General features: G+C 70.9%; 13 protein-coding genes and 1 pseudogene. 7 read left to right on the forward strand and 7 right to left on the reverse strand.

Going from position 1 to position 13,280, the window contains the following annotated elements:
- A partial coding sequence (locus ACRDSQ_RS27220; protein WP_431424909.1) for a hypothetical protein occupies window positions 1–603 on the reverse strand: 603 nt, incomplete at its 3' end.
- 229 nt (window positions 604–832) lie between these two features.
- On the opposite strand from ACRDSQ_RS27220, the gene ACRDSQ_RS27225 reads away from it, so the two are divergent.
- From ACRDSQ_RS27225 to ACRDSQ_RS27240, 4 genes and pseudogenes are all read left to right on the forward strand, one after another.
- Complete coding sequence (locus ACRDSQ_RS27225) at window positions 833–1,741, forward strand: hypothetical protein (protein WP_431424910.1); 909 nt, start codon at window positions 833–835, stop codon at window positions 1,739–1,741.
- Window positions 1,742–2,267: 526 nt separating this feature from the next.
- Window positions 2,268–2,690, forward strand: a pseudogene (locus ACRDSQ_RS27230) (AAA family ATPase); the annotation flags it as partial.
- A gap of 445 nt (window positions 2,691–3,135) precedes the next feature.
- Window positions 3,136–4,674 (forward strand): LuxR C-terminal-related transcriptional regulator, encoded by a 1,539-nt coding sequence (locus tag ACRDSQ_RS27235; RefSeq protein WP_431424911.1) that lies wholly within the window; start codon window positions 3,136–3,138, stop codon window positions 4,672–4,674.
- A 77-nt stretch (window positions 4,675–4,751) separates the two neighbouring features.
- The gene (locus ACRDSQ_RS27240) at window positions 4,752–5,699 is read left to right on the forward strand and encodes a TIGR01777 family oxidoreductase (protein WP_431424912.1); all 948 of its coding nucleotides are present in this window, start codon (window positions 4,752–4,754) and stop codon (window positions 5,697–5,699) included.
- Between the two features lie 5 nt (window positions 5,700–5,704).
- Here the strand turns inward: ACRDSQ_RS27240 and ACRDSQ_RS27245 are convergent, their stop codons facing one another.
- The 3 genes from ACRDSQ_RS27245 to ACRDSQ_RS27255 all read right to left on the reverse strand — a co-directional run bounded on the left by ACRDSQ_RS27245 (window position 5,705) and on the right by ACRDSQ_RS27255 (window position 8,482).
- Entirely contained in the window at window positions 5,705–6,775 is a 1,071-nt protein-coding gene (locus ACRDSQ_RS27245; RefSeq protein WP_431424914.1) for a class I SAM-dependent methyltransferase, read from the reverse strand.
- A 104-nt stretch (window positions 6,776–6,879) separates the two neighbouring features.
- Window positions 6,880–7,269 (reverse strand): response regulator transcription factor, encoded by a 390-nt coding sequence (locus tag ACRDSQ_RS27250; RefSeq protein ID WP_431424915.1) that lies wholly within the window; start codon window positions 7,267–7,269, stop codon window positions 6,880–6,882.
- A 25-nt stretch (window positions 7,270–7,294) separates the two neighbouring features.
- The gene (locus ACRDSQ_RS27255; RefSeq protein ID WP_431424917.1) at window positions 7,295–8,482 is read right to left on the reverse strand and encodes a hypothetical protein; all 1,188 of its coding nucleotides are present in this window, start codon (window positions 8,480–8,482) and stop codon (window positions 7,295–7,297) included.
- Between the two features lie 360 nt (window positions 8,483–8,842).
- Between ACRDSQ_RS27255 and ACRDSQ_RS27260 the strand changes: the two genes are divergently transcribed.
- The 3 genes from ACRDSQ_RS27260 to ACRDSQ_RS27270 are packed head-to-tail and all read left to right on the forward strand — an operon-like array spanning window position 8,843 to window position 11,895.
- Window positions 8,843–9,055, forward strand: a complete 213-nt coding sequence (locus ACRDSQ_RS27260) for a hypothetical protein (RefSeq protein WP_431424919.1) — start codon at window positions 8,843–8,845, stop codon at window positions 9,053–9,055.
- Between the two features lie 4 nt (window positions 9,056–9,059).
- The gene (locus ACRDSQ_RS27265) at window positions 9,060–9,545 is read left to right on the forward strand and encodes a family 20 glycosylhydrolase (protein WP_431424920.1); all 486 of its coding nucleotides are present in this window, start codon (window positions 9,060–9,062) and stop codon (window positions 9,543–9,545) included.
- Window positions 9,546–9,582: 37 nt separating this feature from the next.
- Window positions 9,583–11,895: an RICIN domain-containing protein gene (locus ACRDSQ_RS27270; RefSeq protein ID WP_431424922.1), complete on the forward strand. Its 2,313-nt coding sequence runs from the start codon at window positions 9,583–9,585 to the stop codon at window positions 11,893–11,895.
- A gap of 60 nt (window positions 11,896–11,955) precedes the next feature.
- Here the strand turns inward: ACRDSQ_RS27270 and ACRDSQ_RS27275 are convergent, their stop codons facing one another.
- The 3 genes from ACRDSQ_RS27275 to ACRDSQ_RS27285 all read right to left on the reverse strand — a co-directional run.
- Complete coding sequence (locus ACRDSQ_RS27275; protein ID WP_431424923.1) at window positions 11,956–12,123, reverse strand: hypothetical protein; 168 nt, start codon at window positions 12,121–12,123, stop codon at window positions 11,956–11,958.
- A 156-nt stretch (window positions 12,124–12,279) separates the two neighbouring features.
- On the reverse strand, window positions 12,280–12,774 hold the full coding sequence (locus tag ACRDSQ_RS27280; RefSeq protein WP_431424925.1) for a hypothetical protein: 495 nt from the start codon (window positions 12,772–12,774) through the stop codon (window positions 12,280–12,282).
- Between the two features lie 187 nt (window positions 12,775–12,961).
- The coding region (locus ACRDSQ_RS27285) for a hypothetical protein (protein WP_431424927.1) at window positions 12,962–13,280 on the reverse strand (319 nt) is incomplete at its 5' end.

The raw sequence follows: 13,280 nt of genomic DNA on the forward strand, positions 1-13,280 counted from the left end.
GTGCAGGGTGCCGCGCCCGCCCGCGGTGGCCGCCGCGCCCGCTTGGGCGACCAGCGGCATCGCCTGCTCGGGAACCGGGCCGCGGGATTCGACCACCTGGCCGGTCTTGGTCACCACGACCAGGCCCTGGTGCAGGTCGACGCGCGGCAGCCGGGCGCGGCTGGTGGCGACGAGCAGCCGGTCACCGGGCAGCGCGATCGCGGTCACCGCGCGCAGATTTCCGTCGGCGTCGGAGACCGGTGCGACCGCCGCGTCGGCGACCGACGGGGGCAGCACCTCGATCGGCACTGGCTCTCCCATCGCCGCGAGCATGGTCCGGCCCGGCCCGTCGAGCACCACCGCGCCCCGCCACTTGCGCACCTTGGCCAACCGGGTGAGCAGCTCGTTGGGACCCACGGACGGCACTGTGACCGCCACCCGCAGGTCGTCGGCGTTCTGCCCGATGGCCGCCCCCAGCGTCTGCCCCACGCCTTCGACGAGGTGCCGCTGGGACTCGGTGACTGCGGCCGGAACCTTGCTGTCGTCCGGCACGCCGAGTAGCAGCACCGACAGGCACGCGAGCACTGTCAGCGACAGCGCGGCCGCCGTCGAGGCCACGCCCACGCCGGCTGGGAAGCCGCTTTCGGGCATTTGCGACGCGAGGACGCGTCTGCCGGATTTCCCCCGAGCACTTCTGGTCACCGTTTCTCCCAGACATCGCCATCCGGTCACACGGAGTGGCATTGCGAGTGTTCGTTACCCGGATGGGTGGATGCGATGGGGACTGTATTACAGGCTCGTTCACAGTCGGACGATGGTGGGAAAACCAGCGGGGTGGGATAGTTTCGCGAATGTGAGTTCGTCGATCCGGCTATCCAGGTTGCTTGCGGTGGCCGTCGCCTTGGTGGTCGCCGCGGCATTCCTCCTGTTCATCGCCACCCCCGACGAGCCGGGTCCGACTTCGCCCGAGGGGGCCGACCTGGTCGACGTGGTGCGCGACTACGCGGGCGGCTTGCGACCGGACGCGCCCTACCGCCCACCGGTCGCCGCCGAGCGGCGGGCGTTCCTGCGCGGGCTGCGCGTGCTCGCCTCCGCCGAAGCCGCCGACGACCTGCGCGCGTTGGGGTTCTCGATCACCGCGCGCGTCGACCCGGCCACCGGCAGGCGCTTCGCGCAGGTGGTCGACACGCGGACTGACGGCCGGGCCTGGGGGCTCTACCTGGTCGACCTCAGCGAGCCCACGCGACTGCTCGTCGAGGTGCCGCATCCCAACTATGACCTGCGGACCGAGGAGATGGGCCTGGCGCTGTGGCGGGCCGTGCCGGGCTCGCTGCTGGCCGTGTCCGGCACGCACCGCAAGGTCGCCAACGGCGCGGGTGACGTCGCCCACCGCGCCGACTCGATGTTCCACGCGCTGGCCACGGACTTCGCCGAGCGCGGTGTCGCCCAGGTGCAGCTGCACGGCTTCGACGACGCGAGCCTGCCCGGCGAGGAGGTCGTCCTGTCGGTGGGTGTGGACAGCCCAGGGCCCGTCGCCCGAAGGGTCGCGGAGCGCATGTCCGACGCGGGCCTGGCGGTGTGTCTGCCCTGGGAGAGGTCCTGCGGCAGGCTGGAGGGGACCCGCAACAAGCAGGGAATCGCCGCCGCGGGCTCGGGCTCGCTGTTCCTGCACGTGGAAATGAATCGGTCGGTGCGGGACGCCCGGACTGAGTGGATGGCGGTGGTCGACGCCCTCGCAGGCGCGGATTTGACTCGCGGCTGAATTCTCTGTGGTGAAAATGGCAGCCGATCGGATGGACGATTACCGACGATCGGCGGGTCGAATACCTACGATAGTAGGGCCGGTTCTTGTTACATTATGAACACTACCCCGACGAATGTCGGGGTAGTGGGAGTTGGCGCACATTTGCGGCAGGCACCCGCTGGTCACGCGGAGTGAGCTAGCCGACGAGCCCGGCCCGCTGGGCATGCTGGGCCGCCTGGATTCGATTCCCGACCCCCAGCTTGGCGAGGATGGTGCTGACCTCGTCCTTGACCGTGCCCACGCTCAGGTGCAGCCTGCCCCTCGGCCAGGGTGCGGATCAGGTGGGGGAGTTGGTGTGGGTCGGTGTCCTTGAGGATGAATCCGGCCGACCCGGCCCCCAGCGCCGCCGCGACGTGCTTGTCGGAGTCGAAGGTGGTCAGGATCGCCACGACCGGCGGGTGTTGGCTTGCCGTAGCCCAACCGGAGCCGGATTTCGAACCCGAGCACTGCGATGATCGCCACGGCGATCACGGCGGCGTCTCCGATGATCTGTCGTGTGCGGACACCGATCTTAAACCGGCCCACTGCGCCGTTCGGGCGTATTTTGACGCCTGTGACCCGTCAAGACCAGCCGCGCTTGCCCGTCGACGTGACCAGCTTCGTGGGACGCGGGCCGCAGGTCGCGGAACTCCGCCAGCTGCTCGGCGAGTCGCGGCTGGTCACGCTGACCGGGCCCGGTGGCGTGGGCAAGACCCGGCTGGCGCTGCGGGTCGCCGAGCAGCTGGGCCGGCCGTTCGGCGGGCAGGTCCGGCTGGTGGAGCTGGCGGAGCTGCGGGACCCGGCGCTGCTGGCGCACACGGTCGCCGCCCAGCTCGACGTGGCCGACCCGGCCCACGGCAACATCGCGGACGCGCTGCTGGAGCACTTGGCCGACGCCCACGTCCTGCTGGTGCTGGACAACTGCGAGCACCTGGTGGACGCGGTGGCCAAGCTGGTCGACCGGATCACGCGGGCCGCGCCGCGGGTGCACGTCCTGGCGACCAGCCGGGAATCCCTGGGCGTGGTCGGTGAGGCCGGGTTCGTCGTGCCGCCGCTGGCGGTGCCGGACCCGGAGGCGGTGACGTCGGTCGCCGAGGTCCTGACCTACGACGGGACCAGCCTGTTGATCGACCGTGCGCGGGCGGTCCGGTCCGACTTCCACGTCGACGAACACAACTACGCTGCTGTCGCCGCCCTGTGCCGGCGGCTCGACGGCATCCCGCTGGCGATCGAACTCGCGGCGGTGCGGCTGCGGTCGCTGTCGGCCGAGGAGATCGTCGACCGGCTGGGGGACCGGTTCCGGCTGTTGACCCTGGGCCGCCGCGTCGGCCCCGCCCGGCACCAGACGCTGCAGGCGACCGTCGAGTGGAGCCATGCGCTGTGCAATCCGGCCGAGCGGGGCGATGTGGGCGAGGGCGGCGCTTTTCTCCGGCGGGTTCGAACTCGACGCGGTCGAGGCCGTCGTGGTGGGCGACGATCTTCCCGCGGACGCGGTCGTCGACGTGCTGGATTCGTTGGTGGACAAGTCGATCCTGAGCGCCGAGGGCGACGAGCAGACGCGGTACGTCATGTTGGAGACCCTGCGGGATTTCGGCATGCGGCAGTTGGCCGACGACGAGGCGGCGGCCCTCCGGCGTCGGCACCGGGACTTCTACGCCGACCTCCTCGCGACCCTGCGGCTGGAGTACCTCGTGGGCACCCCCGGGGCCGCGGCGGCGCGGGGTCTGCGCGAACGCGGCAATCTGCGCGCGGCACTGGAGTTCTGCGCCACCGAGCCCGGCGAGGCCAGAGCGGGCATGCGCATGGCCGCGGCCATGCTCACCTACTGGTCGGCGAAGGCGTCCGCCGAGGGCGCCCGGTGGCTCGACCGGCTCCTCGCCGCCGACCCCACGCCGAGCCGCGAGCGGGCGCGGGCGCTGTGCGACCGCGTGTGGCTGCCGGTCCTGCGGGCCGGGCAGTCCGCGACCGGGTTCCTCGACGAGGCCGAACAGGTCATCGACGAACTCGGGCTCCACTCTGGGCTCGAGTCGATCCTCATCCAACGCTCTCGGGCCACGTTGCACCTCTTCGCGGGCAGGCCCGCGGCGGCGGCCGCGATCCTGGCTCGGGTGCTGGCCTGGTTCGAGAACTGGGAGCCCACCTCGGAGTGGGAACGGGCGTACCGCCCGTACGCGATGCTGAGCTGCCGAATCGTCCTCGCCCACACGTACGGCGCCGCCGGGGAGCCGCGGCGGGCCGAGGCCCTGCTGCGCGAGGCGCTGCCGATGGCGGCCGAATACGGGTACACGGCGCGGCGGGCCGTCGGGCTGTGGAACCTCGGGATGTTGCGCCTTGAGGACGGCGAGACGGCCGAAGCCGCCGAGTTGGCAAGGGAGAGCCTGCGGCTCGCCAGGGACCTCGACGACCAGACGTGCGTCGTCGACGGGCTGCGGCTGCTGAGTTCGATCGCCGCCGCCCAGGGCGACGCCATCCACGCCGCCCTGCTCGACGGCGCCACCGACGAGATCGGCCACGCCAACGCCGCCATGATCACCAGCGGGTGGGAGTCCGACGTCCACGCCCGCCACCGCGCCGCGGCGCACACCGCGATCGGCGAGGAGTCCTTCACTGCTGCCTACCGGCTCGGTGCCCGGCTCACGGCCGCCGAAGCCATCGCGGTCGCTCTCGATGAGCGGCCGGCGCGTGCCCAGCGCCTGGCGAAGCTGGAGCGGACCCTCACCCGACGGCAGAACCAGGTCGCCGACCTCATCGCCGAGGGCAAGACCAACCGCGAGATCGCCGACGCGCTGACCATCTCCGTCCGCACGGCGGAATCGCACGTCGACCACATCCTGACCACCCTTGGCTTCAGCACCCGCACCCAGATCGCCACCTGGGTCGTGAGCGGCCGTGGCGAGCACTCGGCGACCTGAGCACCTCTCGTCGCAGCGGTGCCGCGGGTCACCGCGCTGCAGGCGGGTTCGGCGGTAGCGTGGTCTTGGGGGTATTCATGAAGATCGTGTTGCCCGGTGGGACCGGGAATGCCGGGGGATTTCTGAGTCGGGCGCTCGCGGCGGCTGGACACGACGTCGTCGTGCTCACCAGGCGGGCCGGGGTCGACCTCGGGGGTGGGGTTCGTTCCGTCGCCTGGGACGGGCGCACGGTCGGCGCCTGGGCGGCGGAGATCGACGGCTGCGACGCGGTGGTCAACCTGGCCGGGCGCAGCGTCAGCTGCCGGTACACCGAGGCGAACCTGCGGGAGATGATGGACTCGCGGGTGCACTCCGCGCGGGCGGTCGGCGAAGCCATCGCCGGGGCCGCGACACCGCCGCGGGTGTGGCTGCAGATGAGCACCGCGACGATCTACGCCCACCGGTTCGACGCCGCCAACGACGAGGAAACCGGCGTCATCGCCGGCGCCGAGCGAGGTGTGCCGGAGTACTGGGCGTTCAGCGCCGAGATCGCCAAGCGGTGGGAACTCGCGCAGGAACAGGCGTCGACCCAGCGGACCCGCAAGGTGGCGCTGCGGACCGCCATGGTGATGAGCCCGGACCAGGGCAGCGTCTTCGACGTGCTGTCCCGGATGGCCCGGCTCGGCCTCGGCGGGCCGGTGGCGGGCGGACGGCAGTACGTCTCCTGGATCCACAGCCAGGACTTTCTCCGCGCCGTCGACTTCCTCCTCACCCGCGACGACCTGAGCGGGCCGGTCAACCTCGCCGCACCGAATCCGGTTCCGCAGCGCGAGTTCATGCGCATCCTTCGCACGGCCCTGCGGATGCCGGTCGGGCTGCCCGCGACGAAGTGGATGGCCGAGATCGGCGCGTTCGCCCTGCGGTCCGACACCGAGCTGCTGCTCAAGAGCCGCCGCGTCGTCCCCCGGCGCCTGCTCGACGCCGGGTTCGACTTCGACTTCGCCCGGTGGGAGGACGCCGCCGCCGATCTTGTGCGGCGGAGTTGACGACGTCACCGCTTGCCGGCGACGTACAGGCAGTCCATCGGGTCGTCGGGCACGTCGCTGATCGAGACGAGGTCGAATCCCGCGTCGTCGAGCATGCGGCTTGCGAGTTGCTGTCCCCACGCGGTGCCCAGTCCGGCGCCGCCTACGGCCAGGGACACGGTCATGCAGTGCAGCACGCTGACCGAGTAGAGCAGTGGCGCGATCGGGTTTCCGACGTTGTCCTCGAGGTTGCTCGACGCTTTGGTGTCGAACATGACGAAGACGCCACCAGGCGCCAAGGCCGCGTGGATGGCGCGCAGCACGCCCGCCGGGTCGGCCTGGTCGTGGATGGCGTCGAACGCGAACACCGCGTCGAACGGTGGGGCCGACGGCAGTGCGGCGACGTCCTGGACCTCGAAGCGGACGTTGGTCAGGCCCATGCTCGCCGCCTCGGCCCGGGCCTGGTCGACCGCGTCGGCGCCGAGGTCGTAGCCGACGAACTCCGAGGCGGGGTAGGCCGCCGCGAGCAGGTTCGCCGCGTGGCCGGTGCCGCAGCCGATGTCGGCGACCCGGATCCCCGCGTCCAGCCGCAGGGGCAGGTCGCCGGTCAGCGGCAGCACGCCGTCGATCAGCTGCCCGTCGAAGTAGCCGCGGCTCATGCCGTCCATGACGGAGGTGAACCGCGGCCGGAAGCGGTCGTAGGAGACGCCGCCGCCCTCGCGGAACGCGGTGACCAACTCGTCGAGGTGGGAGCCGAGCAACGCGGTGATGAGACTCGTCGGGGCGAGGTTGGCCGAACCTCCACCGGACAGGCACAGCGCGTGTTCGGCGGGCAGCGTGTAGGCGGCGGTGCCGGGGTCGTACTCGAACACGCCCCCGGTGGTCAGCGCGCCGAGCCATTCACGCACGTACCGCTCTTGCAGTCCCGCGCGGGCGGCCAGTTCGGCGCTGGTCGCCGGGCCCTGCGCCGCGGCGTCGAACAGCCCGGTCCGGTGGCCGATGTCGATCATGAAGGTGAGCAGCGACTTGGAGTAGGTGTCGAACAGGGTGCCCGCGAACTCCTCGACCTTGCTTTCGTCGATGGTGGGTGTGCTCATGGCGGTGGCCTTCCTCGGTCGATGTGTCGAATCGACGCTAGGTGGGCGGGGGAACCGCCTGCTTCCACCGAACTATGCAAGCGAAGTCGGTCCGCTGGTTCGAACTACGCATCGGTGCGGGCGACGAGCCCATGGTCGAACGCGTAGCCCGCGGCGGCCGTGCGGGACGACAGGTTGAGCTTGAGGTAGATGTTGGCCAGGTGCCGGGCCACGGTCTTGTCGCTGAGCACCAGTTCGGCGGCGACCTCCCGGTTGGACTTGCCCGCCGCGACGAGGGCGAGCACGTCGACCTCGCGGGCGGTCAGCCCGTCGGGGTTGGCTGAGGTGACCGGCGCGCCGAGCCGGGTGAACGCCGACTTCGCGGCGGCCCGTTCCCGCCCGCTCGCGTCGCGGTCGCCGAGGGCGTCGTACGCCTCGGCGAGCAGCAGCCGGACCCGGGCGCAGTCATAGGACGCGCCCAGTGTGCGCCACTGCGCGCAGGCGCGGCGCAGCATCGGCAGAGCCTCCTCCGGCTGCCCCTCACCGAGCCGGACCGCGCCCTGCGCGGTGCCACGCCATCGCCCGCAGACCGGAGCTGTCGTAGTCGCGGGCGGCTTCGTCGAGTTCGTCGGCCGCCTTGCGCGCGACGTCGACGGCGGAGGCGGCCAAGGCGATCTCCACCGCCGCCGAACACAGCCGAACCCGCCGCAGCGTCCCGCGGTCCTCCGCGGTCAGCGCCGCGTGGATGGACCGCAGCGCGACGTCCGGGCGGCCCTGGGCGAGCCGCAGCAGTGCCATCCCCGGCTGCGGATCGCGCCCGAACTCGTGTGCCATCAGGTAGGCCTGTTCGGCGCCGGTGAGATCGCCGCGCAGCCGACGCGCCTCGGCCACCACGTAATGCGCCTCGGCGGTGCCCTCCGCGGACAGCTCGCACAGGTGTGCGCCCGCCCGCGCGGCGTCGGCCTCCGATCCCGCCCAGTCGCCCCGGACCTGGCGGAGCTGGGCCTGGTGCACCTGGCAGATCCCGCTGAAGACGGCCTCGGCGGGCAGGGTCGAGCACCAGGCACTCAGCGCCTCGGTCCACACCCGCATCCGGGCCAGGTCGGCGAGTTCGTGGCAGGCGCTGACCAGGTTGCAGTACAGGTAGCCGATCCACTCCGGCTTCAGCCCGCCCGCGAGCGCCGCGGCCATCGAGTCCTCGACGAGCGCGAACCCCGCGGCCACCCGGCCCTGCCGGACCATGGCACGCCCCTGCGCCATGGTCGTCATCGCGATCAGGTTGGGGTCGCCGTGCGCCTGGGCGCGCTCGCGCAGCCGCGTGGCCGAGTCGATGACCGCGGCCGACTCCCAGCCCGCCAGAGCGGACTCGACCTGCTCCAGGTAGTCGAGGTAAACGCTTTCCACGCTGTCCGAGTGGTCGTGCAGCACCCGGTGCGCGTGGGTGAGCCACGTGGAGCCGGATGTTTCCTCCCCGCGCAGGAAGTGCAGTCCCGCCAGGTCGAGCGCGGCCATCGCCGCCTGACGCGGAGCGCCTGCCCGCTCGAATCCCGCGAAGGCCGCCTCCGCCGCGACCCGCGCCTGCTGGACGTGCCCCAGCCACCACTCGACATCGCTGAGCGCGTGCAGGTCGGCGGGACCGAGTTCACCCGCGTCCAGGAACAGGCGCTTGGCCGCGGACCAGTCCCCACGCCCATACGCGGCGCGCGCGTCGACGAGCGGGTCGGGCATGGCCACCGTCCAGCGAGTAGGTCATCCGAATGGAGTATCGCCCAACCCTGGCCTCGTGCGACACGATCAACGACGACTGCATGAAACTGCTCGAAACCTGCACGATTCATTCATAAAAGTCCAGTTGTACTCTTGACCCTGCGCCGCCCCATGGTGGATAGTTCGTCAGTGCCGCACCCGGTCGTGAGGCGCCCGGCCCGAGTGTGCGCTCCACTGTGGACATTCCATGGCGCGTGCTCGCGTGTTCGCAAATATGTTGGTGCAAAACAAATTCCGCCAGTTCTGGCGTCGTGCGTGGACGGATGCTCCGCTCGTCGCAACTTCCTTGACACCGCCCCGTGCGGCGGCGAATATCGGCGAATGGTTCAGACCATTGCTCGTGGCACCGCCCTCTCCGTGGCCGCGTTGGCGATCCTGTCCTCGGCGGCCGTGTCCGCCTCGGCCCGAGCAGGGGTCGCGGTCAACGCCGCCCCTCAGGTCGTGCCCGCCGTTCAGCAGTGGACCGGCGGCGTCGGGCTGCTGCGACTCGGCCCGGACACGAAGATCGTGCTCGACCCCGCCGGCGGCCGATGAGCGGGTGACGATCACCAGCCGCACGCCGGTGGGCGTCTACTGGGGAACCGGGACCCTGTTGCAGATGCTGACCCTGGAGGGACGCGCCGAGGCCGCGGTCCCGGTCGGCTCGCTGGTGGACTGGCCGAACGTGGCCGTGCGCGGCTTCATGCTCGACGTCGGGCGGCGTTGGTTCGACCAGGACTTCGTCCGCCACTACGTCCGGCACATGAGCTGGTTCAAGCTCAACACCTTCCAGCTGCACCTCAACGACAACGAGATCACCGCGCCCGGCGGCGACTGGTCGAAGGCGTACTCCGCGTTCCGTCTGGCCAGTGACAACCCGCGGTTCGCTGGGCTGGCCACGACCGACGGGGCGTTCACCCGCACCGACTGGGACCGCCTGGTGGCGAAGTCGAGCGGCAAGGTGCTCACCGCGGCAGGCGACGGGCTCACCCAGGCCGCTCCCGTGGCGGGCAACGGCCAGTCGTGGACCTTCGTCAACCCATGACCTGCTCAGCGCGGAAGAAAGTCGGAGGAAACCCCTGATGCGTGTCCGATCCCTGCTCGGCACCGCTGTGCTGCTCGTACTCGGCGCCGTCCCCGCCGTCGCCGAGCCGACAGCCACCACCTACCACCTCGACTGCGCGGCGGGCAGTGACGCCGCCGCGGGCACGGGCGAGACCACCGCCTGGCGCACGCTCGCCAAGGTGAGCGCCACGACCTTCGGCCCCGGCGACCGCATCCTGATCAAGCGGGGCACGACCTGCGCCGGGTCGCTCGCGCCCCAGGGTTCCGGTGCCGCGGGCAGCCCGATCACCGTGGACGCCTATGGTTCCGGCGCCAAGCCGCTGATCGCAGGCGGGGGAGTGCCGAAGGCGGTGCGGCTGGTGAACCAGCAGCACTGGGAGATCCGCAACCTGGAGATCACCAACACCGGGGCCACCGTGGCCATGCGCCGCGGGGTGTCGGTCGAGCTGACCGACTTCGGCGCGGCGAGCCACATCGTGTTGGAGAACCTGGACATCCACCACGTCAACGGCGAGGACAAGAAGGACCTCGGCGGCAGTGGTGGGATCTACCTCGCCATCGGCGGCAACACGGTCAGGACCTGGTTCGACGACCTGACCATCCGGAACAACACCGTCCGGTCGGTCGACCGTGCGGGCATCTTCATGGTGTCCACTTGGAACCGGTCGGGCTTCGAGACGGGCAGCGCGGGCGAGTTCATCCCGTGGCCGCGGGTGGTCATCAGCGGCAACCGGTTGGAGGACCTCGGCGGCGATGGCATCGTCGCGGGCAACACCACCGGCGCGCTGATCGAGCGCAACTACGTCAACGGGTTCCAGAAGCGCTCGGCAGGCTACAACGCGGGGATGTGGACCTACGACTCCGACAACGCCGTGTTCCAGTTCAACGAGGCGACCGGCGGGCAGACCACCCGCGACGGCATGGGGTACGACGTCGACCAGGGCACGATCGGGACGGTCTTCCAGTACAACTACAGCCACGACAACGCGGGCGGGTTCATGTTGCTGTGCAACGCGACCGGCATCCTGAGGGGCGCGATCGTGCGGTACAACCTCAGTCAGAACGACTCCCACCGCGGCGTCGAGAACTGCGGTGGTCTGATCGAGTCCGCCGAGGTCTACAACAACACGATCTACATCGGGCCCGGGATCAGCCAGTCGGTGATCCAAGAGAACAACACGACCCGGCGCACCGTGGTGTTCCGCAACAACATCGTGGTCAAGAGCGGGTCCGGCACGGCGTCCATGACGTTGCGAAGCGGCGGGTACACCCTCGACCACAACGACCTCGTCAACGTCTCCGGCGCTCCCGCGGGCGCGGGGATCACCAGTGACCCCAGGCTTTCCGCCGCGGGCACCGCGACCGACCAGGCACACGCGGACGGGTACCGGCTGTGCGCGGGCTCGCCCGCCTTGGGCGCGGGCGCGGTGGTGGCGGGTAACGGCGGCCGGGACTACTTCGGCACCGCGCTGTCCGGCACGCCGAACATCGGCGCGTACGGCGGCGCCGCGGTCGAGTGCGGTCTGCTGTCCAACGGTGGCTTCGAGTCCGGCCTGACCGACTGGTCGAGCCGCAACGCCTCGGTGACCACGACCAACCCGCACAGCGGGACCCAGGCGGCGGCGCTGGCGGCCCCGGCCGGGTCGTTCGCCACGGTCGAGCGGCTGGTCACCGGGCTGGGCCCGAACACCGCCTACACCTACTCGGGCTGGGTCCGCACCAGCGGCGTGGCCACGAACCTGGGGGTGAAGGGCTTCGGCGGGTCGGAGGTGTTCGCGACCACCTCGGCCACCGGCTGGACCCAGCTGAGCCAGTCGTTCACCACCTCGGCGACAGCGACCTCGGCCACGGTCTACTGCTACCTGCCCACCGCGGGCTCGGCGGCCTGCGACGACCTGACCGTGACACCGGCGTCGACCATCGGCGGGACCCACGAGATCGCCCGGGCAGGGACAACCCAGGTCGTCGACGTCCCCGGCGGCTCCACCGGCACCGGCACCCAGCTGATCATCTGGACCCGCCACGGCGGCGCCAACCAGCAGTGGGTGTTCACCCGCGACGCGGCCGGGGAGTACGCGGTCAAGAACGTGAAGTCGGGGCTGTGCATCGACATCGAGGGCAACTCCACCACCGCGGGCGCCAGGGTCATCCAGTGGACCTGTGGCACCGGCGACAACCAGAAGTGGCGGCTGACCCCAGTCGCAGGCGCATACCGGATCACGTCGAAGTCCAGCGGTCTGACGCTGACGGCGGCGGGAACCCCTGACGGCTCCGTGCTCACCCAGCAGGCCGACACCGGCTCGGCGACCCAGCGGTGGTCGCTGAGCTGACCTCACCTTCCCGGAGTGGACGCGACGCACTCGGCCGCACTGGCCGCACTGGCCGCTGGGTCATCGGGTCGGACGCTCACCTGTTCGGGGACCGCCCCGGTGCAGCACCCGCGTGATCCACGCGGGGGCGGTGCGCTTGACCTCGTGCAGGTGCAGCCTGCTGGTGAGGTCCCGCGTGCCGTTGAGCCGGTAGTCGATCTCGGCGTTGATGGCTTCGGTGGTCCACATGGTCTTCTCTCCTCATCGCTTCGAACTCCAGTGATGAGAACAGTGCCGCTGAGGCCGGGGGTGCGGCATGGGGTGATCACGCAGTCCTGGCCGACGGACCCCTTACCCGGTGCCGTCCGCAGGTCTTCGGGCCGCGGGTAAGGGACCTCCACACTGTCAGCGGGCCAGGGCGTTGCGTTCGAAGCGTGGCCAGACCCGGGAAGCGCAGTAGCCGCAGTTCGTGCCGGAGAACTCGGCGCGAGCCCGGTCGTCGCCGAGCAGCTGCGCCCGGAACCACGCGGTGACCGGTCCGCGGAAACCACCGCCGTCGCGGGCGGCGGTGAAGTGGCCCGCGCCCGCCAGTTCGCCGTAGACCGCCGGGATGTGGGTGGCCTTCTGGTAGCGCGGGTAGACGAGCAGCCGCGGGGACACGATCCAGTCGAACTGGCCCGCGAGGAAGAACGTCGGCCCATGCAGCGCCGCGATGTCACCCTGGGGGCCGGGTTCGATGGGCACCGTGGTGTCCACCCGGGAATCGGCCGCCGCGGCAATGGCCCCGCCACCGCCCTGGGAATGCCCGGTCGCGCCGACCCTGGTCAGGGCGACCTTGCCCGCGTAGACGTCGCCGGGGGCGTCGTTGCGCGTCGCCAGGTAGTCCAGGCCTGCCAGCATCTCGCGGCCCGTTCCGGACTGGGTGGTGTTCGCCGCGGCGACGATGAACCCGTGCGAGGCGAAGTGCCGCAGCAGCGCGTCGTAGGCCGTCGGCGCCGCGCCGGTGCCATTCCCCCAAGAACCTGATCATCGCACCTGGCAAATGATCACACACCGGGCTCCTCGTCCGTCGCGAGGAACAACTTGATCACGCAACTTGGCCCAGAGCCCATACTCGTGGCAGGCGACATTCCCGCGCGGGCGGGGACGACGCGTAGTTGAATCCGGTCATGACCAGTCCCGCCGGACGATCCCCGCGCGGGCGGGGACGACCAGTGTTCCTGGACCGTGAGCGCCCGCAGGACCGGACGATCCCCGCGCGGGCGGGGACGACCTCGACCCGAGCGTCGGGGTAGATCAGCAGCACGGACGATCCCCGCGCGGGCGGGGACGACTCCGCGAGCAGCAGCAGCCGCTCCATCGCCGACGGACGATCCCCGCGCGGGCGGGGACGACAGCCTGTCGTC

Source organism: Actinokineospora sp. (genome assembly GCF_050699995.1).
Lineage (GTDB): Bacteria > Actinomycetota > Actinomycetes > Mycobacteriales > Pseudonocardiaceae > Actinokineospora.

What these genes read in the sequence shown, in the direction of transcription:
- ACRDSQ_RS27235 (WP_431424911.1), top strand. Translation starts at nt 3,136, where the DNA reads ATGCGCTGTGCAATCCGGCCGAGCGGGGCGATGTGGGCGAGGGCGGCG.
- ACRDSQ_RS27250 (WP_431424915.1), bottom strand. Translation starts at nt 7,269, where the DNA reads ATGCTGCGCCGCGCCTGCGCGCAGTGGCGCACACTGGGCGCGTCCTAT.
- ACRDSQ_RS27275 (WP_431424923.1), bottom strand. Translation starts at nt 12,123, where the DNA reads ATGTGGACCACCGAAGCCATCAACGCCGAGATCGACTACCGGCTCAAC.
- ACRDSQ_RS27255 (WP_431424917.1), bottom strand. Translation starts at nt 8,482, where the DNA reads ATGCCCGACCCGCTCGTCGACGCGCGCGCCGCGTATGGGCGTGGGGAC.
- ACRDSQ_RS27270 (WP_431424922.1), top strand. Translation starts at nt 9,583, where the DNA reads ATGCGTGTCCGATCCCTGCTCGGCACCGCTGTGCTGCTCGTACTCGGC.
- ACRDSQ_RS27260 (WP_431424919.1), top strand. Translation starts at nt 8,843, where the DNA reads ATGGTTCAGACCATTGCTCGTGGCACCGCCCTCTCCGTGGCCGCGTTG.
- ACRDSQ_RS27280 (WP_431424925.1), bottom strand. Translation starts at nt 12,774, where the DNA reads ATGCTGGCAGGCCTGGACTACCTGGCGACGCGCAACGACGCCCCCGGC.
- ACRDSQ_RS27240 (WP_431424912.1), top strand. Translation starts at nt 4,752, where the DNA reads ATGAAGATCGTGTTGCCCGGTGGGACCGGGAATGCCGGGGGATTTCTG.
- ACRDSQ_RS27245 (WP_431424914.1), bottom strand. Translation starts at nt 6,775, where the DNA reads ATGAGCACACCCACCATCGACGAAAGCAAGGTCGAGGAGTTCGCGGGC.